This is a genomic window from Rhodocytophaga rosea, assembly GCF_010119975.1.
Taxonomy (GTDB): domain Bacteria; phylum Bacteroidota; class Bacteroidia; order Cytophagales; family 172606-1; genus Rhodocytophaga; species Rhodocytophaga rosea.
In genome coordinates this window covers 1,495,978-1,519,042 of sequence record NZ_CP048222.1, presented here as the reverse complement: position 1 = coordinate 1,519,042, position 23,065 = coordinate 1,495,978, and the positions used below count along the sequence as shown (strand labels likewise).

Sequence of the window (23,065 nt, the reverse complement as noted above, 5' to 3'; positions counted from 1 at the left end):
CTGAACATGACCTTCCCAATAAAGCGTAATGTATTCACGTTTGCCTGTAGCTGCTTAATTGCCTTATTAATACAAATCCCATCCTTTAGCCAAAATGTTGAACCTTTAGAAGAAGATCAGGCAGCAGCATTAGCAGATACTACAGATACCATTGGTCAGGCTCCTTTAGATTCTACATTACTCGTACAGGATATTGAAGAAATCATTACCGAACTTCCCGAAGCCCTGGTCTTAGACCAAATTAGCTGTCTGGAAACTACCATTCCTATGACCTATAATAAGACCATCAAAGGTTTTATCAGTTATTTTACTGTTAAGAAACGCAGTTTTGTAACGACCATGCTGGAACGGAAACATTTGTACTTCCCCTTGTATGAAGAAAATCTGCGAAAATATAATCTTCCTGATGAACTCAAATACTTGTCAATTGTAGAATCCGGTCTTAACCCAAGAGCTGTTTCTCCAGCCAGAGCAGTTGGCTTATGGCAATTTATCTCTTCTACCGGCAGGCAATATAAACTCTATCAGGATTCATATATTGATGAAAGAATGGACCCGTATAAAGCTACAGAGGCTGCCTGTAAATATTTGAGAGACTTATATGGTATGTTTGGAGACTGGGAGCTTGCATTAGCGGCTTATAATTGCGGGCCAGGAAATGTAAGAAGAGCCATCCGTCGTTCCGGAAATAAAACAGGTTTCTGGCAAATATATAATTATTTGCCTAGAGAGACCAGAGCCTATGTGCCCATGTTTGTAGCTGTCAACTACATTATGACACATGCAGAAGATTATAACTTGTCTATTGAATCATTAGCTAAATATATCCCTGCAGATACTATTCAGATAAGCCAGCACCTTAATATGGAAGCTTTGGCCAAACATATAGATGTGCCCCTGGAAGACCTGCGTGCCCTAAACCCACAGGTTAAAAAGAACATCGTTCCTGGTTATCTTAAAAATTACAGCCTAAGAATTCCGGCTGAGAAAAAAGATTTTTTTGCAGGAAATCGTACCAGTATCCTGGACTCAGTACTTGTGAACAATGCGCAAATTTTGTTAGCTTCCGATACAGATGATTTCGCAGATTCGCCTGGAAGAAGAAAGATTATTCATAAAGTGAGAAGGGGAGAAGCTATCAGTAAAATTGCGGCGAAATATCATGTAAGAACAGCAGATATAAAAAGATGGAATCATTTAAGAGGCAATACGGTACGCTACGGACAAAGATTGGCAATATGGGTAAAAGGTAAACCAGCTTCAACAACTTTAGTAGCAGAGAAAAAATCACAACCGGTTAATAAAACAGCAAGTGATGCCGATGCAAATGCAGTAGAGGCTCCGGAAACTAAAATTTACCGGGTTCAACCTGGCGATACATTATGGAGAATTTCACAAATTCATGGAGGCATCTCTGTTGAAAAAATAAAGAAAATGAATAAGTTGAAAGGTAATTCACTAAAGCCTGGTCAGAAACTCATTATTGGGTAAATAAACCTCATTTTTTAATTAGGCCCTGTATAGAAAATTACTGTACAGGGCCTAATTATTTTTATATATTCTGCGTTATATGTTAATAGAAAAATAATACGTTTTCAAAGTAAAATACTTAATTTTGAACCTAAAATTTCCGCCAAAACCCTTATAATCTGTTTAATTTCATCAATAAAAAATCAGATTATCTGAATAATATATCTTAACAATGAAATATTCTCATCCTATTCTCATACGCATAATTTATTTCAGTTTAATTATCCTTTCTATATCTCAGCTCTCAGCCTGTAGCGAACAGGATAAGAAAGATATGGCCAATGTGCAGAGCAAAGGAAATATTGGGGAACTAATAATTATCATGGATTCAGTCCGGTGGAAAGGAGCTATTGGTGATACCTTACGAAATATTTTTACAACTGAAGTACCCGGCCTGCTTCAAAGTGAGCCCTACTTTAAACTGACTTATTTTCACCCGAATCTGTTTAATAATTTTATTAAAACGCACCGGAATTTAATTTTCGTTACATCTTTAGGTGATGAGAGTTCTACTGGTCAGCGGATGCGGCAGTTTTTCTCACAGTCTGCCATTGATAAAGTCAATCAGGATTCAACTTTTTTTATGCTGCCTAAACAGAATGAATTCGCCAGAAATCAGCACATTTTGCATTTATTTGGTAAAACAGACAAACAACTTCTGGCAAACTTAAGCCGCAATAAAGAAGCCATCCGCCAGTATTTTAATAAAATAGAATTAGGCCGCCTGAATAGTAATTCTTTTGCGCCAGAAAATAAAGAACTTACAGCTCAGATCAGTAAGGAACATAACTTTACGATGAGAATTCCTGAAAATTATGCACTGGCTAAATCTGACTCCAATTTCGTCTGGGTTACCCGCCCGGCAAAAGATTTAAACATGCATGTGTTTGTAGCCTACAAACCGTATACCTCCAAAGAAGTATTTGAACCGGAGAAAATAATTGCCTGGCGTGATACTATTGGCTATAACGAGATGTACAACCGGAAAATTACAGATTCTTATATGACCTATCAGGATTATATTCCTCCGGTATTTAAGAATATTTCCTTTAATGACAGATACGCTGTTGAAACCAGAGGTTTATGGCGTTTGAAAAATAATTCAAGAGGCGGCCCGTTTTTGAGTTATACTTTTGTGGATGAAACCACCAATCGTCTGTATTATATTGAAGGATTCCTGCTTGGCCCTGGAATAGATAAGAAAAGGGAATTTATGCGTCAGCTGGAAGCTATTTTGTGGTCGTTCAAACCTACAGGAAATCCTGTTACGCCTGCAGCACCAGCAAGTTAGTAAAGCGAATAACTCTGATTTTTATTGTTTAGTTTTTTATGAAATTATGTTAACATAAATCATAAGTATATACTTATTCTTAAATAACTTAATTTTCTTAAGATATTTATTGCTTTTGTTTTCATTCGCTATACCTTGTATTTGGAGATGGCAGACATATATGCAAAGAATGAGCTTAATTGAGGATTTACTTTTAAACCTATCTTTTACGCAACATAGGACTTCAATAAGTCTCTAGAATATACTGCTCATCAAACAAACCTTAACCATTTTATACTTTCCATTTTTATGGCTATCAAAATAAGAAAAGAAGATGCGCTGCAGTACCATACGCAAGGACAGCCAGGAAAGATTGAAGTAATTCCTACCAAAATGCTTAGCACGCAGCTTGACCTGGCACTGGCTTACTCGCCTGGTGTAGCTGAGCCTTGTAAGGCTATCGCTAATAACTACGATGATGTGTATAAATATACTGCTAAAGGCAATCTGGTAGGTGTGATTTCTAATGGCACGGCAGTTCTGGGTTTAGGGAATATTGGCCCGGATGCTTCTAAGCCGGTAATGGAAGGGAAAGGAGTATTATTTAAGAAATTTGCAGGCATTGATGTATTCGATATTGAAATAGATTGCCACGATCCGCAGCAGTTTATTAAAATAGTGAAATCCCTGGAACCTACTTTTGGAGGCATCAACCTGGAAGATATTAAAGCGCCGGAATGTTTTCTGATTGAGCAGGAGCTTAAAAAGCAAATGAACATACCTGTTATGCATGATGATCAGCATGGAACAGCTATTATTTCCTCTGCTGCTTTACTGAATGCGCTGGAACTGGTAAAGAAAAAAATCGGAGATATACGTTTGGTCGTGAATGGAGCAGGTGCTTCTGCCATTGCTTGCACCAAATTGTATATGGCCCTGGGCGTTCAGAAGAAAAATATCATCATGAATGACATCAATGGCATTCTCCGGAACGATAGGCAGGATCTGGATGAAATCCGCAGGCAGTTTGCTACAGACCTTCCAGTGTATACCCTGGAAGAAGCCATGATGAATGCGGATGTGTTTTTGGGGCTATCTGCTGCCAATGTGATTACGCAGGAACATTTGCGTAGAATGGCTCCCAATCCGATTGTATTTGCTCTGGCTAATCCTGATCCTGAAATTGCCTATGAACTGGCAATGGAATCACGCTCAGATATTATTATGGCGACTGGCCGTTCTGATCATCCTAATCAGGTGAACAATGTGCTGGGCTTTCCCTATATTTTCAGAGGAGCCCTCGATGTACGGGCTACAGAAATTAATGAGGAGATGAAACTGGCCGCTGTACGGGCAATCGCCACTCTGGCTAAAGAGCCTGTACCAGAACTGGTAAACAATGCCTATGAAAATAATGCACTGGTGTTTGGCCGTGAATATCTGATCCCCAAACCTTTAGATCCTCGTTTAATCACCACCATTTCTCCGGCAGTTGCCAAAGCGGCTATAGCTTCCGGCGTGGCCCGGATAACCATTTCTGACTGGGAGCAATATCATCAGGAGCTGGAAAGGCGTGTGGGTATCGATCAGAAGATCATGACCAGGGTAATAGGCCGGGCCAGACAAAATCCGCAGCGGGTGGTATTTGCAGAAGCAGATACTTATAAAATTTTGAAAGCAGCTCAAATCTTACAAGAAGAAAATATTGCCATTCCTATATTACTGGGTAACAGAGAAAGAATTGGACAAATCATTCGGGAAAATCATCTGGAACTGGTAGACTGTGAGATTATTGATGTATATGAAGAGGAAGAGAGGACTGAGAGATATGGCAATCTTTTATACGAGAAACGCAAACGTAAAGGCATAACCTGCTCCGAAGGGAAAAAAATGATGCAGGACCGTAACTATTTTGGAGCGATGATGGTCGAGCTGGGTGAGGCAGATGCGCTGATTTCCGGGTTGACCAAAGATTATGCAAAAACTATAAAGCCTGCTTTACAGGTGATTGGAGTCGACAGAATTGTAAACCGGGTGGCTGGTATGTACATTATTACCAATAAAAAGCAATCCTATTTCTTTGCCGATACTACAGTAAATGCCAATCCTACTGCCGACGAACTGGTGGATATAATTGGCTTAACGGCTGAAAAAGTGCGTTTTTTTGATGCTGAGCCCCGGATAGCTATGCTTTCTTATTCCAACTTTGGTTCTAATAAAGGAGAGTTGCCAGAGAAAATGATAAGTGCCTTGCAAAAAGCAAAAGCAAAGTATCCTGACCTGATTATTGATGGCGAGGTGCAGGCCAATATTGCCTTAAGTCCAAGATTATTGAAAGAAAATTATCCTTTCAGTGAACTGGCTGAAAATGGAGCCAATACCCTCATCTTCCCAGACCTTGCTTCTGGTAACATTGCGTATAAACTTTTACAGGAAATTGGCGGCGCTGAAGCGATAGGACCTATTCTGATGGGCATGCGGAAACCTGTGCATGTATTACAACTCGGAAGTTCTATCCGTGAAATTATTAATATGGTGGCCATTGCTGTAGTAGAGGCACAAATCCATAAATCCAGTCCTGGAGAGCCCGCCAGACGTAAAACCGAGACACAGCCAGATACTAGTCTGCAAGCCTGGACGAAATAATTAATAAATATTACATCAAAAAAGATATTTATTATCAATTTTTTAAATAAATATACCTCAGAAGCAGTTGATTAATTAGATATTTGTTCTGTAATCTGTAATTTAACACATGATCGCCTACATCGACGGAAAACTCACTTTTAAAGATCCCACGTACGTAATAATAGATATTGGTGGCTTAGGTTATCATATTAAGATTTCATTGCAAACCTATGCCGTCCTGAAAGAAGGAGAAAGATGCCGGTTGCACACGTTCCTACATATAAAAGAAGATGCCCATACCTTATATGGATTTGCTGAAAACGCTGAAAAACGCTTATTCTTAGATTTGATCAGCGTTTCTGGAATTGGCCCGAACACAGCTGTAATGATGCTTTCTTCGCTGTCGTATGCAGAAATACAAAATGCCATTGTTTCGGAAGATTTGCGGACGATTCAAAGTATAAAAGGCATTGGCAGTAAAACGGCTCAGCGTGTGATTCTTGAGTTAAAAGATAAGATTAAAAAAGGCATATTCGCAGGAGAAATGCCAAATATTGCTGTATCAGCAAACAATAGCTTGCGTAATGAAGCGTTATCAGCACTGATAACATTGGGAATCCCGAAAAATGTGGCCGAGAAGAGCATAGATACCATTATGAAAACGGAAGGTACCACATTAAGTCTGGAGCAACTCATTAAGAAAGCACTAAAACCCAGCTAATTGTAGCTGTAAGCTTGGCCACCTGATTTTTACCTCTTGTATCAGTTCATTTAGAAATATCAGAATTTAATTATTAACAACGCACTTGTTCAGAAGTACGCATTATATTTTCATTGCAGGCAGTATACTTTTTTTCCTGATTACTCAGGTGGCTTTTCAGGCACAGGCAAAAAGCAATAGCTTTTACTACCAGACGCCTGCTATTGAACCATCAGATTCCACTAAAAAAGATAGCTTGCCTACCCTTCCGGCTCGTCGTGGACCTAGTTTTTTCTCACGCGACCGGTATGGGAATCCTTTTTCCAGTACGTTGTTAACGTCTCCTTTGTTTCCTACTTCGCTAAATAGTGTAAAAATACAAACTCAGGCCGATTCAGCCGGTAATATTACAATTCACGAAAAACTGGGGGAATTAGATTACCGTCCGGCCAGTTCGCTTTCCTATAAAGAATTTTCCCGCTATCAGGACCAACGATTGGCCAGAGATTACTGGCGGGCGAAAGCGGCTGCAGCAGATGGAAAAAGTGAAGTAACCGGCCGGTCTTTATTTCCAACGATCCGCATTAGCCCGGTATTCGACCGGATTTTTGGCGGAAATTATATTGATTTTAAAACCAATGGATTTGTTTTACTCGATTTTGGCGGAAAGTTCCAGCGGGTACAGAATCCGAATATTCCGGTACGGCAGCAACGGGTGCCTTTATTTGACTTTGATCAGCAGGTAAGTTTGAATGCCATTGGCCAGGTGGGGGAGAAGATGAAGATGACGGCCAACTTCGATACAAAAGCCAGTTTCCAGTTTGAACAGAACCTTAAACTGGAATATACCGGGTATGAAGAAGACATTATTCAGAAAATAGAAGCCGGAAATGTAAGCATGCCTGTAAACAGCAGCCTGATTACTGGTGCCCAGAACTTATTTGGTATTAAAACACAGCTCCGGTTTGGCAGGCTAAATGTAACTTCTATTGCGGCCAACCAACGGGCCAGTGTAGACCAGGTAGCGGTAAAAGGAGGAGTGCAGACCCGCAAGTTCGAAATCCGGGCCAGTGATTATGAAGACAACCGTCACTTCTTTTTGTCTCAGTTTTTTCGTGATGGTTATGAATCTTCCCTACGTACTATTCCGGCCATTTCTTCTAATGTTACTATTACCAGGGTGGAAGTATACGTAACTAACCGGAATAATAATACTTCTACACTCCGCAATATTGTCGGTTTACTGGATTTGGGGGAAACTAGCAAAATTTATAAGCCTAGCCTGGGAGTAATGGTTCCTATTAGTGGAAACAGACAAGCTGATAACAATGCCAATGGACTTTTTGCTGCAGTTACCGGAAATGCTAGTATTAGGCAGGCAGATAATACGAGTGGTATACTGGATGGAGTTGGCTTACAGAAAGGGGAAGACTATGAACTCATCCGTGCTTCTCGCAGATTATCAGAAACAGAGTTTGTATTTAATGCACAATTAGGTTATATATCACTCAATACGCCTTTGCGGAACGATGAAGTACTGGCTGTCGCCTATGAATATACCTACCAGGGTAGAAAATACAAAGTAGGCGAACTCACTGAGGATTACCAGAACCGTACTGAAGATGAGGTAATTATCCTGAAATTACTCCGGCCTTCTACCGTGCGGGTTGATCTGCCTACATGGAACCTGATGATGAAAAACATTTATTCCCTGGGCAGCGGACAGATTAACCGGCAGGGCTTTCAGCTACGGGTGATCTATAAAGATGACTTAACAGGGGTAGATAATCCAAGTTTGCAGGAAGGAAGAAACACAAAAGATGTCCCGCTGGTGCAGGTGTTTAAGTTAGATCAGCTTAACCCACAGAATGATCCCCAGATTGATGGGAACTTTGATTTTATTGAGGGAATTACCGTTGACAGCCGATATGGACGGATTATTTTCCCAGTTCTGGAACCTTTTGGGAGTTATCTTACTACACCTACTGTACGACGGCCGAGGCAGGCACCAAGTCCATGGATTGATCCTGGAACTGAGCTTCCGCTGGTAAATAAGTATGTGTTTACTACACTCTACCGTTCTACCAAACAAGAGGCACAGCAGGTAGCGGATAAAAATAAGTTTTTCCTGAAAGGCAGCCTGCAATCTTCAGCTTCCAGCGAAGTAATGATTCCTGGCATAGGTGCAGATGAAAATTCCATGACCGTTACAGCCGGGGGCGTACCTTTGGTATTAGGACAAGATTATATTATAGAAGGGCAGAAAGTCCGCATTATTAATGAGAGTATCCAGAATTCAGGACGGGAAATTAATATCCAATATGAAAAGCCTGATCTGTTCCAGAACCAGCAGCGTTTTCTGCTGGGTACCAGGCTGGATTATATGGTAAATAAAGATTTTATCATTGGTTCTACCTTTATGAAATTGAAGGAACGGCCTCTGCTCACCAGGGTGGGATTAGGAAATGAACCTACTAATAATGCTATTTTCGGAGTAGATGCCAATCTGCGTAAAGAATCCCTTTTCCTGACCAGATTAATTGACAAACTGCCTTTCCTGGAGACCAAAGAAATGTCAACGATTAACGTAAGCGGAGAGTATGCCAAATTATTTCCTGCTGTAGCACCACTTGCTCAGAATAACTCGTTTATTGATGACTTTGAAGGGGCCGAAACACCTTTCGACCTAACCCGTTTACCCCAGCAACGCTGGAAACTCGGCTCTACGCCACAGCCCACACGAGAATTGCCTCAAATGGCATATGATGAAAATAATCGCCTTACATCTACCTACCGCAGAGCTAAATTAGCCTGGTATAATGTAGATAATATATTTTACCGGGATGGAGGCGCAAATTATCCTTCTAATATTACCAGCGAAGATAAACAAAACCATTACGTACGGGCTGTAGCACCCCAGGAAGTTTTCCCAAACAGGGCCAATTACCAGCTACCATTAAATGAATCTATTTTTGACCTGGCCTTTTTCCCAGCAGAACGGGGTATGTATAATTATAATCCAAATCTGAAGGAAGATGGTACGCTGGACGATCCCAAAAAGAGCTGGGCGTCTATTACGAGAGCAATGACCTATGATATTGATTTCGACAATGCCAATATACAATATATCGAATTCTGGCTGATGGACCCATTTATAAAGGGTGATAAAGGTCGGGTAATAGACGGTAGAGGGCCTAATGGAGGTATAAATAATGATAAAGGAGGAGATTTATATATTAATCTGGGCAGCATATCAGAGGATGTGATGAAAGATGGCCGCCATGCTTTTGAGAATGGTTTGCCTGTAGCAGATGACCGCGAAAAAGATGTAGCTGAAAACGACTGGGGCCGGGTTACTACTAAACAATTCTTAACCAATGCTTTTAGCACTGATCCTGGCAGCCGTGCCCGGCAAGACCTTGGTTTGGATGGTTTAAATTCTGCCACAGAGAGTTCTTATTTTGGTGATTTTGTTTCTAAATATCCTCAAGCTACTGGTATTGCAAATGATCCTTCTGGCGATGATTTTAAATATTTTCTTGATCCTGCTTATGATGCCCAGGATGCCAAGATTCTGGAGCGCTACAAGAATTATAATGGTATGGAAAATAACTCCCCGGAGGCTGGCGGTGGTGAGGTGATTCCTGCTTCCTCTACCTATCCAGATAATGAAGATTTGAATACGGATAATACGCTGAATGAACTGGAAGCTTATTATCAATATAAAATTCCTCTCCAGGATGGCAAGTTAAAAGTAGGAGAGGGATATATTGTAGATAAAGTAGATGCACCTGTTGGTACTGAAACAGTAACTTGGTATCAGTTTAGGATTCCAATCCGGGAAAACCCAGAGAGAGTAGGTAGTATCAATGGCTTTAAGTCTATCCGCTTTATGCGCATGTTTCTTACTAATTTTGAACAGCCGGTAGTGTTACGTTTTGCTCAATATCAATTGGTATCCAATCAGTGGCGGCCTTATACCCAGACCATGTATGATAAAGGATTACAGGAGCCTTTAGAGCCCAATGATGCCAATTTTACATTGTCTACCGTAAATATTGAAGAAAATAGCCAGGGAGGAAGTAACAGTACCAGCCCATATAAAGTGCCACCAGGATTTATTCGTGACCGGGATATTACTACCCAGAACAACCGTCCGCTCAATGAACAATCATTGAGATTATGTGTGGAAGACTTAAATGATAAAGATGCCAGAGCTGCTTTCAAAAATGTAAGCCTGGATCTGATCAATTACAAAAGGCTAAAAATGTTCTTCCATGCCGACAGCCGGGATCAGTTTGAGGCTGGAGAAGTTACTGGTTTTATACGTTTGGGAACTGACTTTACTGAAAACTATTATGAAATTGAAGTTCCCCTCACTTTATCTCGGCAAAATTTAACAGCACTAAATTCCACTGAAAGGGACATCTGGCCGGAAGAAAATGAAATTGACATTGCTTTTGCAGATCTGGTAGAAGTGAAAGCAAACCGGAATAAAAATAACTTTAGCCTGATTGTCCCTTACGGTGAACCGAGAGGCGAAAACAACAGGTATACAGTTCGGGTGATTGGGAATCCGGATTTAAGTTCGGTACAAACCCTGATGATCGGCGTTCGAAATCCCGCTTCTCCAGGGGATAACCGGCCAAAAACGGTATGTGTATGGGCCAATGAATTGCGTTCTTCCGGCTTCGATCAGGAGGGTGGCTGGGCGGCAACTGCAAGAGTTAGTGCAAAGCTGGCTGACTTTGCTACTATTACAGCTACGGCCAGGCATACCACCTACGGGTTTGGAGGTATTCAACAGAAGATTTCTGAAAGAGCCAGGGAAAATACTACGCAGTGGGATGTTGCCTCTACCGTAAATCTGGACAAACTACTGCCTTCCCAGTTAGGACTTAAAATTCCGATGTTGCTTAGTTATGAGCGTATGAGAATAGCACCCAGATTCAATCCCCTAGATCCGGATATGAAACTGAAAGATGCACTTAATTCCTTACGAAGCGACCGGGGGCAAGATAAAGATTCGTACCGAACGCTGGTAGAAGATAATACCACCAGGCGAAGCATAAACTTTACCAATGTACAAAAAGTAAAAACCAATCCGGATGCCAAAAGCCATTTCTATGATATTGAAAACTTGTCATTTACCTATGCCTACAGCGATATTTTACAAACCAATGTCCTGACGGAGCAATACTTGCAGAAGAATTATAAAGGCGGACTGGCGTATAGTTTCAATAGCTCAGCCAAACCTATTGAACCGTTTAAAAATATAAAATTCCTGAGTTCGCCGTACTTTAAATGGTTGCAGGATTTTAATTTCAGCCTGATGCCCAGCAGCATAACTGTGCGTGGTGATCTGGATAGGACTTTTACCAAAACTCAGCTCCGGAGTTCCGACCTGACTACGTTTGGAATTTTACCTACTTATGAAAAGTATTTTACATTCAACCGCCTCTACGATGTAAAATGGAATCTGACTAAAAGCCTGACCTTCGACTATTCAGCTACGGCTAATGCCTTAATTGATGAGCCGGAGGGTGAAATTAACAATGAGGAATTACGGCCTGGTTTTACAAAACGGGACTCTTTAAAAGCCAATATCAAACGGCTGGGCCGGATGAAAAACTTTAGCCAGCGGGTTACAGCTACCTATAAATTGCCTTTAGATAAGTTTCCATTCACCGACTGGCTCGATGCTAATGTGCAATATTCAGCCGGATATAACTGGCTTGCGGCTTCTCTGGCTGCCGTTGATACAAATGGGGTTTTCTTTGGAAATACCATGCAAAATACCCGTGACCGTTCGGTAAATGGCCGTATTGATCTGACACGCTTATACAATAAGGTGAAGTTTCTGAAAGCCATTAACACACCTGCACCTCAACCGCAACGGACCTCGAATAATCTCCGGCAGCCGCAAAACCAGAATAAACCGGCAGCAAAAGATACGGTTGACAGGCCACCAGATCTGAAAGTATTAAAAGGTTTGTTGCGTGTGCTCATGACCGCACGGAATATAAATGTGACTTATTCCATTGAAGAAGGAACCATATTGCCAGGATTTTTGGGTACACCCAGATTTTTTGGCCTGGATAGCTCTTTTACCAATCCGGGAATTCCATTTGTGCTGGGCAGCCAGGATGCATCAATACGTACTAAAATGGCAGCACAAGGCTTACTGTCGAGAAGTACCTCGCTCAATGACCAGTTTAGCCAGAATATTACGGAAAACCTGAATATCAGGACGGCTCTTGAGCCCTTCCGGGATTTTAAAATCCAGCTGGATGCGAAGCGCATAAAGATGATGGATTATAATGAATTCTACAGATTTGATTCTACTGCTAATGATTTCCTTAGCCAAAATCCTGTAAAAACCGGTAATTTTTCAATATCCTTTATTTCTATTGCTACTGCATTTAAAGGAGATGACAACCAGAATGAATCCAGTGTATTTAGGGAGTACCTTAGCAACCGGGGAATTATTAAGGACAGACTGGAGGCGATTAATGAGTCAGATGGTTTTTATTTGAAAAACTCGCAAGATGTAGCCATTCCGGCCTTTATTGCGGCATATTCCGGAAAAGATCCAAATAAGGTGAGCCTTAATCCATTTATATCCATACCGATGCCCAACTGGCGGGTAGATTATGCCGGTTTGTCGAGGCTGGAAATATTTAAGAATCTGTTTTCTTCGGTCAATATCACCCATAGTTATACTTCTAACTTTGCAGTGCGCAACTATACTTCCTCCCTGGAATATGGAACTGATGCGGTTCAATTGAATGGTGGAAAAAATACATACCCATTGGCAAGTTTAAAACAAGATACAGGTACATACATTCCGGTTTATATTATTGACCAGGTAACCATTACAGAAAGATTTGCTCCGCTGGTAGGTATCAATCTCCGTACGCAGAGTAAAGTTACAGTACGGGTAGAATACAACCAGGAACGGAATTTACAGTTGAGTATGTCGGCAAGTCCTAATTTTATGGAGATGAGGAATAAAGATTTTGTGGTAGGAGTTGGGTTTACGAAGAATAATGTGCGGGTTCCATTTAAAATACAGGGACAGAATGTAGTGCTGAAAAATGACCTGAACTTCAGGTGTGATTTTACGCTCCGGGATAGTAAAACAATAACTCGTTCAGAGGCTGAAGGAAGCACAGTTACAGCCGGAAACTTAGGTGTCCAACTTAAACCAGCCATCAATTATACCGTAAACCAGCGATTGAATTTGCAGATGTATTTTGAACGAAATATTAATGAACCCAGAATTTCCAGTTCTTTCCGCCGGGCAGAAACCAATTTTGGCGTACAGGTACGCTATAGCCTGAGCCAGTAAAATTGGGTACATGATATTTTTGTAAAGAAGAAAGCTTATACTTTCTTCTTTTTTGTTTCAAGACAATATCTGCAAACCTGCTTGCTTGTATGCTTGTAATACTTCCTGTGGCGCTTGCTGGTCAGTAATTAATGTATGAATAAGCGATAAAGGGGCAAAACGGAAATATTTCTCTTTCTCCAGTTTACTCGAATCGCAGAGTAAATAGACATGCTTAGCGATACTGGCTGCTGCCAGTGTAATAGAGGCTTCTTTTTCACCATTAGCACTCAGGCCATATTTTAGTGAAATTCCGTCTACACCTATAAATGCCTTATCAACTTTATAGCGTTTCAGGTGTTCGATAGCCATCACTCCATGTATGGCCTGCCTCTTGGCATCCAGTTCGCCACCTGCAATATTCACCTGTACTGAGGAGCCCATGAGTTCATTCACCACCGGCAATGAATTGGTTACTACCTTTATAGACAAATGCCTGATAAACTGGCACATCAAAAAAGTGGTACTGCCACAATCAATAAAAACAGTATCCCCTTCAACGATTTGCTGAGAAGCCAGCTGGGCAATATGTTCTTTGGAAGCATAGTTTGTAGCAGCTTTATTCGCAAAGGTTACCGGATCTTTGGCTAGACTCACTTTTACAGCACCTCCATGCGTCCGGAATAATAGCCCTTTTTCTGCCAGAACGGCTAAATCACGGCGCACTGTAATTTCTGAAGTCTGGAGCTTTTCGGCTAATTCTTTTACTTCTACACTTCCTTCCAGTTCTACAGCAGATAAAATTATTTGCTTACGTATTTGAAAATTCATATAAATGTGTTTTATTTGTTCATAAATAATCATAAAAGAACAAAAACGATCAAAAATACGATTTATGAACGAACGAATCCAAATCTGTGAAGAAAAAATTTTATCTGATAACTGGTACCTGTTAAAAAAGATTACTTTTAATTACCAGCGTAAAAATGGTCATTGGGAAACCCAGTCCCGGGAAGCATACGACAGGGGGAATGGCGCTACGATTCTGCTGTATAACCAGGTCAGCCGGACTGTTATTCTCACCCGTCAGTTCAGGCTTCCAACCTATGTAAATGGCAATCATTCCGGTATGTTGATAGAAGCCTGTGCCGGACTGCTGGATCAGGATCAGCCGGAAGTGGCCATCAAACGGGAAGTAGAAGAGGAAACCGGATATAAGATTTCATCGGTAAAAAAAGTGTATGAAGCCTATATGAGTCCTGGCTCAGTAACTGAAAGGTTATTCTTCTACATTGCCGAATATACCGAAAAAGACCGCATTAATGGGGGAGGAGGCGTAGATGACGAAGAGATAGAAGTTCTGGAATTACCTTTTGCCAAAGCTATAGAAATGGTAGCATCCGGCGAAATTATGGACGGCAAAACCATTATGCTGATACAGTATCTTCAACTACATAACATTCTTTAGAAGTTAGATTTACATATTCCAATCTCCAATCTTTATTATCCAAGATACATGTCCAATAAGAAAATGATACTGGTGGCCGGCCCATACCGCTCCGGAACAGGCGATGATTCTAATAAAATTGCTGCTAATTTACAACATATGAACCAGGTGGCTTTGCAAGTATTACAGGCAGGTTTTTTACCCATGGTAGGGGAATGGATAGCCTTATCCTTGATTGAAACGGCAGGCTCTACAAAAATTGGCGATTCTGTATTCACTGATATTTTTCATCCGGTAGCCATTGATCTGCTGGCAAATTGCGATGGTGTCCTTCGGACAGGCGGCGCTTCACAGGGTGCCGATCAGATGGTATCTCTGGCCAAAGAAATGGGCAAACCAGTATTTACTTCTGTGGAACAGGTGCGATTTTAAAATGGAAAAAAAGACAGATAGCTTTTCTATTCCTCCCTTTTTCTATACATTCAGGTCTCAACTAACCCTGAATTCACTTGAGCAAACTCCTTATTTTCGATCACGATGGTGCGGTAGATGATCTGCTTTCGCTGATGCTATTGCTTACCATGGATCATATTCAATTGAAAGCTATTTCCATTACGCCTGCCGATTGCTATCCGGAAAATGCGATTGAAACCACTTATAAACTTCTCACCTTAGCCAGAAAAACTGATATGCAAATCGGTGCAGGAAATTATTATGGCATCAATGCATTTCCGGCCGAGTGGCGTGCTAAACCAAAAGTATTGAATGCTTTACCCAGTCTGATAAATATTGATACTTCCCTGCAAGGACAAATAAAGGATAGCGTAGATGTATTGGTACACACAATTCGGTCTTCTGATCAGCCTGTTACCATCCTTCTAACCGGACCTTGTTCTAACCTCGTATTTGCTATTGAACAAGATAAGAGCATCCTGCAAAATATTGCCGAAGTGATCTGGATGGGAGGTGCCGTGGATGTGCCCGGAAATGTGCGTACGTATAACCATGATGGCTCTGCAGAATGGAATGTATTTTGGGACCCGGTTTCGTCACATAAACTGCTTACCTACCAGTTGCCGCTTGTCCTGATTCCGCTGGATGTAACCAATATGGTGCCTGTTTCCATGGGCTTTCTGAAAATACTGGCTTTGCAATCCGATTATCCGCTTTCTAATCTGGCTGGTCAGTTCTGGGCTACGACTATTGATACCATCCCTTCCTACGAGTATACCTATTTTATGTGGGATATTCTGGCTGCCAGTTACCTGGGTATTCCTGATGCATTTGTGCTCGAAAAAGTGGAGCTGGAAATACAGCCAAATGGCCATAATTCTGGGCAAACTTTCAGGAAGCCTGGTTCTGGAAAATGGGTACAAATGGCTACCCATGTCAATAAAGAACGATTCTATCAGTATGTGTTACAGCAACTGAAACGTTAGCCTGCTATATATCCAATATTTTTCTCAAACCATTCATCTGTTTTTTCCTGCCGTCTATACGTCCTAAAAACATTTGTTACTAAATCGTAGAACAAATGAAAAAGATTTGTATATATTAGTTCTACAATTTAGTAACAAATGATTGAAACACGACTAGGAGAATTTGAAGAAGTGATTCTGCTCATTGTAGGTATTCTGGGAGAAGAAGCCTACGCTTTTAAAATTGCAGAAGAATTTGAATCCCAGACTTCCAGGGAAGTTTCCATTGGGGCAGTACATTCTACCCTCACCCGCCTGGAAGAAAAAGGATTTGTAAAATCGGATATGGGAAAAGCTACTGCTGAAAGAGGTGGCCGCCGGAAACGCATTTACACCATTACCGCCTACGGACAACAGGCACTTTCAGCCGCCAGAGATTTTCGTATGTCCTTGTGGAGCCAGTATCCGGCATTTGCCAATAAACTCAACTTTGGTGGTTCTATGTAATACTACTTAGCTATAATTAAGACAGTAAATCCATTTAAAGGCTCCTCAGTTTGGGGAGTTCCCTTATTTAAACTGATAACATCCATAACCAGTGTCAAATAGATCAAACCATATTCCACCCAGACTGGCACAGCGTATCCTTCTTGGTTTTTTGAGAGAGGATATTGCCGAAGAAGTATTAGGTGATCTGGATGAAAAGTTTTACGCCAGATTGAAGGCTGGTTCTGTCTACCGTGCAAAACTCAATTATTATTACCAGGTACTGCATTATTTTCGTCCGTTTGCCATCCGGAAATCATTATCCACCCACTCAAATTTTGCTGATATGTTTGAAAGTTACTTTAGAATTGCCTGGCGGAATATGTTCAAGCACAAAACATATTCCTCTATAAAAATCGGCGGTTTTGCCTTAGGAATTGCTGCCTGTTTACTCATTAGTTTATTTATACGGGATGAACTCAGTTACGACCAGCACATTCCGGATAAAGACCGCATTTACAGAGTAGTTCAAGTTTATAATGATAATGGAGAAATAAAAAAAGGAGTTGCCTGGCCAGCCCCTTTTGCTACTGCTATAAAACAAGATTATCCCGAAATTGAGCGAGTGGGACGTTTGAACCCAAGTGAATTGTTTGGTGCCGGAAGTAATCAGATCAGACGGGTGGATGTATTAGAGAATACCTATGAGGAAGGATTTACTTATGCGGATCAGCAAATGCTGGATATGCTGAAGGTACCTATGGTGTATGGCGAACGTAAAAATGCCTTAGCTCAACCTAATACAATTGCACTATCTAAGAGCAAAGCGGATAAATTTTTTCCAGGCGAAAATCCGGTGGGTAAAGTAATGATCCTCAATAATGATGAGAAGAATCCATTTACAGTAGGAGGGGTATTTGAAGATTTCCCTGCCAATTCTCATTTAACGTATGATTTCTTAATTACCATGACTAGCCGGGAGTTCTGGCCGGGAGAGCAGACGTACTGGGGGGCTTCTAACTATCCTACGTATATCGTAGTACGCCCAGATACAGATGCCAGGCAACTTGAAAAAAAGCTGTTGTCTATTCTGACAAATTACTACCTGCCGCTTTTAAAAAAAGAGGGAGCGCCAAACCCGGAAGAATTATTAAAAAAAGCAAGCTTTTCTCTGCAGCCTATTACAGATATACACCTGAAATCTGATAAAATTCAAGATCGGTTAAACCATGGGGACATCCGTTTTGTGTGGATATTCGGGGCGGTGGCAGCCTTTATCCTCATTATTGCCTGCATTAACTTTATCAATCTTTCTACAGCTAAATCGGCTAACCGGGCCAAAGAAGTAGGTATCCGTAAAGTGGTAGGTTCCTTCCGCAGCAGCCTTGTAAAGCAGTTTCTCACCGAATCTATGCTGTTCAGCTTTCTGTCTTTCGCCATAGGTATACTACTGGCAGTGTTATTATTGCCTTATTTTAATACCCTTTCAGCCAAATCGCTTTCTCTGCCCTGGATGGAATGGTGGCTATTTCCTATACTGATTGGTGCAGCGGTTGTAATTGGCATAATAGCCGGTTTATATCCTGCTTTCTACCTGTCTGCCTTTAAACCGATTGATGTACTGAAAGGGAAATTAAGCCGGGGAAGCAAAAGTTCTAATACCAGAAGTTTACTGGTGATCTTTCAGTTCACTACCTCTATTGTACTCATTATAGGTACTTTTATTATCTACCGGCAGATGAATTATATCATGAACAAAAAAATCGGGTTTGATAAAGATCAGGTTGTGTTGCTGCAAGGGGTACATACACTGGGAGAAAAAGTGCAAACGTTAAAAACAGAATTATTGCGCTTGCCAGAGGTAAAACATGTAAGTGTAAGTGATTATTTGCCTATCAAAGGGACCAAGCGGAATGGCAATGGATTCCATAGAGAAAGTGGCCCGAATGCAGATCAGGAGGTAAGCGCACAGTTCTGGCAGGTAGATCAGGATTATCTCCAAACCATGGGCATTACACTCATTGAAGGGAGGAACTTTTCTGCGCAAATGGCTACCGATTCGCAGGCGGTTATCATCAACCAGGCGATGGTGAAAAAAATGGGCTTTAAAAATCCTACGCAGGAACGGATTAAGAACTGGGAAACCTGGCAGATCATAGGCGTAATAGAAGATTTCCACTTTGAATCAATGAGAGACAGCATACAGCCGATGGTACTGGCCTTAGGAAATAGCCCGTCTGTTGTTTCTGTAAAAGTAAAAACCACCGATATGGCGGGTGCGCTTCAAGCTGTGCAAAAAGTGTGGAAAGAGGTAGCTCCCTACCAGCCTATCCGCTATACATTTCTGGATGAGAGTTTTGCAAAAATGTATGAAGATGTGCAACGGGCTGGAAGGGTGTTCAGCAGTTTTGCCATTCTGGCCATTATAGTCGCTTGTCTCGGCTTATATGGGCTGTCGTCGTTTATGGTAGAGCAACGAAGCAAGGAAATTGGTATCCGGCTGGTATTAGGGGCATCTATACAGAATATTTTCAGCTTACTTACCATCAACTTTGTGAAACTGGTGCTCATCTCTTTTGCCATTGCTGTTCCTATTGCCTGGTATATGATGAATAAATGGCTCGAAGATTTTGTCTACCGGACACCGGTAAGTGCGAGTATATTTGTGTTTGCCGGTCTCACTGCTTTATTAATTGCCTTATTTACCATCAGCTATCAGGCTATCCGGGCGGCATTGGTAAATCCGGTGAAAAATCTGAGGTCGGAATAAGATCTGATTATTTCGTTCTTACAATCTGATAGTGAATTTATCTTGGAATACATACTTCTTATTTCTTCTTACGCCGTCCTTACTTTCTTTGTCTTGACACAAAGAAAGTAAGCAAAGAAAAGTCAAGAATTCTCGAGGCGAGAGCCGAAGAGAACCAATATAGTTGTCAATGCTTCCCCACGCGCACCCAACGCATTGCCCGCTGTTTTTTCGGACCATCATGCATAGAATCTTTGTATTATCTGGTATTCTTCTTTGATAAACTTTCTTCTTAAAATATACTATTAAAACATGCTCTAAACAGAAAAGCCGGTTGAACTTCAACTGGCTTTTCTACTTCTAATACCGAATAGTATAAAGAACCTTCCATAGATGTTATATGTTGATCAAGTATGGGAAGAGTAACCAAAACTGAGCTCATCGAGAGTGCCGAGCAGTTGCTGAAGATGAGCAAAAAAATAGCCCATCCGCTAGCCGGAGCCAGACTGCGGGCTTTTTACCTCTACAAGAGTGGGCAGGCTAAAGCGTATGGACAAATAGCTGCTGCCGTAGGCTATGAGCGTCATGCAGTGGGCCAGTGGTTCCGGCTTTACAAACAGAAAGGGCTGCAAGCCTGTCTTCAGATAGATCCGGGCGGCCACAAAAGGGCATCACAGATTGCAGGTAAAGTACTTGAGCAGTTGAAGGCAAAGCTTGCTGATCCAAACAACTATTTTACTTCTTATAAGCAAATCCATGAGTGGTTGCACACGGCGCATGGCATTGATCTGAGCTATGAGCATGTACATTGGTTTGTCCACCGACAGCTGGGGGCAAAGCTGAAAGTGGTTAGAAAGAGCAACCTGAAAAAGGATCTAGCCTATGAGCAGAAGTATAAAAAAAACTAAACTTGGTGCTCACTTTCCTCTTACAGCGCTACTATGCTCCTTTGGCTGCCAAAGGGGTAGTCAGCCATTGGAAGGTGTACTATCAGGATGAGAGCCGCTTTGGTTTGATGACTGTTTTGAGAAGAGCCATCACCCTTGCCGGCATAAAACCGGTAGGAGCCTATCAGCACCGCTTCATCTACCGCTACTGCTATGGATTGGTAGAACCGCTGACAGGAGATCACTTCTTTATTACTGCCCCACAGGTTAACACGCTTTACTTTGAGTATATGCTTGAGGAGTTTAGCCGCCATCAACCGCAAGTGTTCAAGTTTATCTTTGTAGACAAAGCAGGCTATCACCGGGCAAAAGCCTTGCAAGTGCCCCAAAATATCCGCCTGGTGTATTTACCTTCTTCCAACCCTGAACTCAATCCGGTCGAAAGGCTGTGGGGGGATATGAAAAACAAAGTAGCTTTTCACAACTTCAGCCATGAACAAGAACTGGAAGCCTGGATCACTAATACGGCTAAAAGTTATGGGCAAAGACAGATCGCCTCTCTAACCGGATACCCTTACATTTTAGAAGCCATCAGCAAGATTACAACCTCTATGGAATAGCCTTCGCCCTATTTGGTATAAGTAATCACAAATGTTAAACAAATATATTAACGGCTTATTTCTACTTCCTCTTCTTCCAGGAACGGATAATCCGTATATCCTTTTTCAGTACCGCCATAGAAAGTAGCCCGGTCAGGGGTATTCAAAGCCGCTTGTAATTCAAAACGTTTCGGTAAATCCGGATTAGCCAGGAACAGGCTGCCGTAGGCAACTAAATCAACAGTGCCTTCAGAAATTGTTTGTTCTCCTTTTTCAAAGGTATATCCGCCATTGCTGATAATGGTGCCTTTGTAGATTTTCCGGTAACGGGCAGCTACTTCTTTAATGTAGTGCGGGAATTTCTCTAAGGAAGCTAAAGGTTCCATTAAATGCACATAGGCCAATGGAAAACGGTTCAGTTCATTGAGTAAGTAATCATATATGCTGCCTGGATCTGAATTAGAGATACCATTGTAATAATTGCTGGGAGAAAACCGGATGCCTACTTTGCCTTCGCCCCAAACCCCTACTACAGCTTCTACAATTTCCAATGCCAGACGAGCCCTGTTCTCAATTGATCCTCCATACTCATCTGTGCGCTGATTAGAACCGTCGGCAATAAATTGTTCAATAATATATCCGTTTGCCCCATGAATTTCAACGCCGTCAAATCCGGCAGCTTTGGCATTAATGGCTCCCTGGCGGAATTGCTCTACCAGATCTTTAACCTCAGTTGTTTCTAAGGCTCTGGGTGTTTCATACTCTTTTAGCCCTTCTGCTGTATAAACCTGTCCGGGAATGGCAATGGCAGAAGGGGCTACCGGTAACTCGCCATTATGATACAAAGAGTGAGATACCCGGCCTACATGCCAGAGTTGTAAAAATACACGTCCACCTTTATTATGAATAGCTGTTGTAACTTGTTTCCAGCCCTCTACTTGTTCTGCTGAATAAATACCTGGCGTATTAGCATATCCTACCCCTTGTGGCGAAACTTGCGAACCTTCAGTAATAATGAGCCCGGCAGAAGCCCGTTGTGTGTAGTATTCTACAGTTAAATCGGTAGGAACATTTCCTTTGCCGGCTCTGCTTCTGGTCATAGGGGCCATTACCAGTCGGTTTTTTAGCTGGTATGATCCAAGTGTATAGGGCGTTAATAATGCTGGAGTTGTCATAATTATATATAGTTATAGTTTATATTTATAATTTTAGTGTATAAACAATAAATGTATATACATGTATTTGATTAAAAAAATATCTTAATTTGTGGTTTTCTCCTTGCAAGCAAACATGAAAGCTTATTTGCATAGGAGAAGGACTTATGATCAGGTTTATTTACTGGCTAATTGCTCTTTTTGTAATTCAACTTTGGCCACCAGGTTTACTTCGTCGCCTACAACCGCACCACCGGCCTCAGTTAATGCGCTCCAGGTAAGGCCAAAATCTTTGCGGTTAATTTTACCGGTCAGTTTAAAACCTGCTTTTGTATTGCCATACGGATCTTTTACGGTACCACCATATACTGCATCCAGGGTTACAGGTTTGGTTACACCTTTAATTGTTAAATCACCAGTTACTTTATAAGTATTTTCGCTTACTTTTTTGAAAGATTTACTTACAAATTTAAGCTTGTCATGCTTGGCAACATCAAAAAAATCAGGTGATTTCAGGTGCTTGTCCCGGTCTTCGTTATCAGTATCAATGCTGTTGATGTCAGCAGTGAATTCAATTTGACTGTCTGCGAAATCTGGTTTGGTACTGGTTACTTTGGCATCGAATTTATTGAATTTGCCTTCTACTTCAGAAATTACCAGGTGGCTTACGCTAAATCCCACTTTGGAGTGGGCGGCATCTAGTTTCCAGGTTGAGTTTTGAGCAAGTACATTGGCGCCAGCTACTATAACCAGGGCTACAAACAGGACTGTTTTTTTCATACGAATTTTTATTTAATGTGAATTGAAGGGTTATTGATTTAGAACTTAAGTTTTAATAAATTTAAATGTAATTACATTATTTGTATA

General features: G+C 41.3%; 15 protein-coding genes. 12 read left to right on the top strand and 3 right to left on the bottom strand.

Annotated elements, in window-relative coordinates:
• Positions 1–6 precede the first annotated feature (6 nt).
• The 5 genes from GXP67_RS06415 (at position 7) to sov (ending at position 13,479) form a co-directional block, all read left to right on the top strand.
• A complete protein-coding gene (locus GXP67_RS06415) occupies positions 7–1,491 on the top strand; it encodes a lytic transglycosylase domain-containing protein (protein ID WP_162442375.1) in 1,485 nt (494 codons plus the stop codon).
• Between the two features lie 211 nt (positions 1,492–1,702).
• Positions 1,703–2,821: a DUF4837 family protein gene (locus GXP67_RS06410; protein WP_162442374.1), complete on the top strand. Its 1,119-nt coding sequence runs from the start codon at positions 1,703–1,705 to the stop codon at positions 2,819–2,821.
• 288 nt (positions 2,822–3,109) lie between these two features.
• On the top strand, positions 3,110–5,446 hold the full coding sequence (locus tag GXP67_RS06405; protein ID WP_197901651.1) for an NADP-dependent malic enzyme: 2,337 nt from the start codon (positions 3,110–3,112) through the stop codon (positions 5,444–5,446).
• Between the two features lie 109 nt (positions 5,447–5,555).
• Positions 5,556–6,149 (top strand): Holliday junction branch migration protein RuvA, encoded by a 594-nt coding sequence (gene ruvA / locus GXP67_RS06400; RefSeq protein WP_162442373.1) that lies wholly within the window; start codon positions 5,556–5,558, stop codon positions 6,147–6,149.
• An 85-nt stretch (positions 6,150–6,234) separates the two neighbouring features.
• Complete coding sequence (gene sov / locus GXP67_RS06395; RefSeq protein ID WP_232065000.1) at positions 6,235–13,479, top strand: T9SS outer membrane translocon Sov/SprA; 7,245 nt, start codon at positions 6,235–6,237, stop codon at positions 13,477–13,479.
• Between the two features lie 57 nt (positions 13,480–13,536).
• Here sov and GXP67_RS06390 read toward each other — a convergent pair whose 3' ends face one another.
• Entirely contained in the window at positions 13,537–14,289 is a 753-nt protein-coding gene (locus GXP67_RS06390; protein WP_162442372.1) for a DeoR/GlpR family DNA-binding transcription regulator, read from the bottom strand.
• Positions 14,290–14,353: 64 nt separating this feature from the next.
• On the opposite strand from GXP67_RS06390, the gene nudK reads away from it, so the two are divergent.
• From nudK to GXP67_RS06355, 7 genes are all read left to right on the top strand, one after another.
• Positions 14,354–14,926 carry a GDP-mannose pyrophosphatase NudK gene (gene nudK / locus GXP67_RS06385; protein WP_162442371.1) on the top strand — a complete coding sequence of 191 codons (573 nt, stop codon included), beginning with the start codon at positions 14,354–14,356 and terminating at the stop codon, positions 14,924–14,926.
• Positions 14,927–14,974: 48 nt separating this feature from the next.
• Positions 14,975–15,337 carry a DUF4406 domain-containing protein gene (locus GXP67_RS06380; protein WP_162442370.1) on the top strand — a complete coding sequence of 121 codons (363 nt, stop codon included), beginning with the start codon at positions 14,975–14,977 and terminating at the stop codon, positions 15,335–15,337.
• A 77-nt stretch (positions 15,338–15,414) separates the two neighbouring features.
• Positions 15,415–16,344 carry a nucleoside hydrolase gene (locus GXP67_RS06375; protein WP_162442369.1) on the top strand — a complete coding sequence of 310 codons (930 nt, stop codon included), beginning with the start codon at positions 15,415–15,417 and terminating at the stop codon, positions 16,342–16,344.
• 138 nt (positions 16,345–16,482) lie between these two features.
• Entirely contained in the window at positions 16,483–16,830 is a 348-nt protein-coding gene (locus tag GXP67_RS06370) for a PadR family transcriptional regulator (RefSeq protein ID WP_162442368.1), read from the top strand.
• Positions 16,831–16,921: 91 nt separating this feature from the next.
• Entirely contained in the window at positions 16,922–19,579 is a 2,658-nt protein-coding gene (locus GXP67_RS06365; protein WP_197901650.1) for an ABC transporter permease, read from the top strand.
• 392 nt (positions 19,580–19,971) lie between these two features.
• Positions 19,972–20,466, top strand: coding sequence for a helix-turn-helix domain-containing protein (locus GXP67_RS06360; RefSeq protein ID WP_162441766.1), 495 nt, complete (start codon positions 19,972–19,974; stop codon positions 20,464–20,466).
• Between the two features lie 5 nt (positions 20,467–20,471).
• Positions 20,472–21,065 carry an IS630 family transposase gene (locus tag GXP67_RS06355; protein WP_162441765.1) on the top strand — a complete coding sequence of 198 codons (594 nt, stop codon included), beginning with the start codon at positions 20,472–20,474 and terminating at the stop codon, positions 21,063–21,065.
• 47 nt (positions 21,066–21,112) lie between these two features.
• Here GXP67_RS06355 and GXP67_RS06350 read toward each other — a convergent pair whose 3' ends face one another.
• A complete protein-coding gene (locus tag GXP67_RS06350) occupies positions 21,113–22,219 on the bottom strand; it encodes an alkene reductase (protein ID WP_162442367.1) in 1,107 nt (368 codons plus the stop codon).
• 156 nt (positions 22,220–22,375) lie between these two features.
• Positions 22,376–22,978, bottom strand: a complete 603-nt coding sequence (locus GXP67_RS06345) for a YceI family protein (RefSeq protein ID WP_162442366.1) — start codon at positions 22,976–22,978, stop codon at positions 22,376–22,378.
• Between the last annotated feature and the right edge of the window lie 87 nt (positions 22,979–23,065).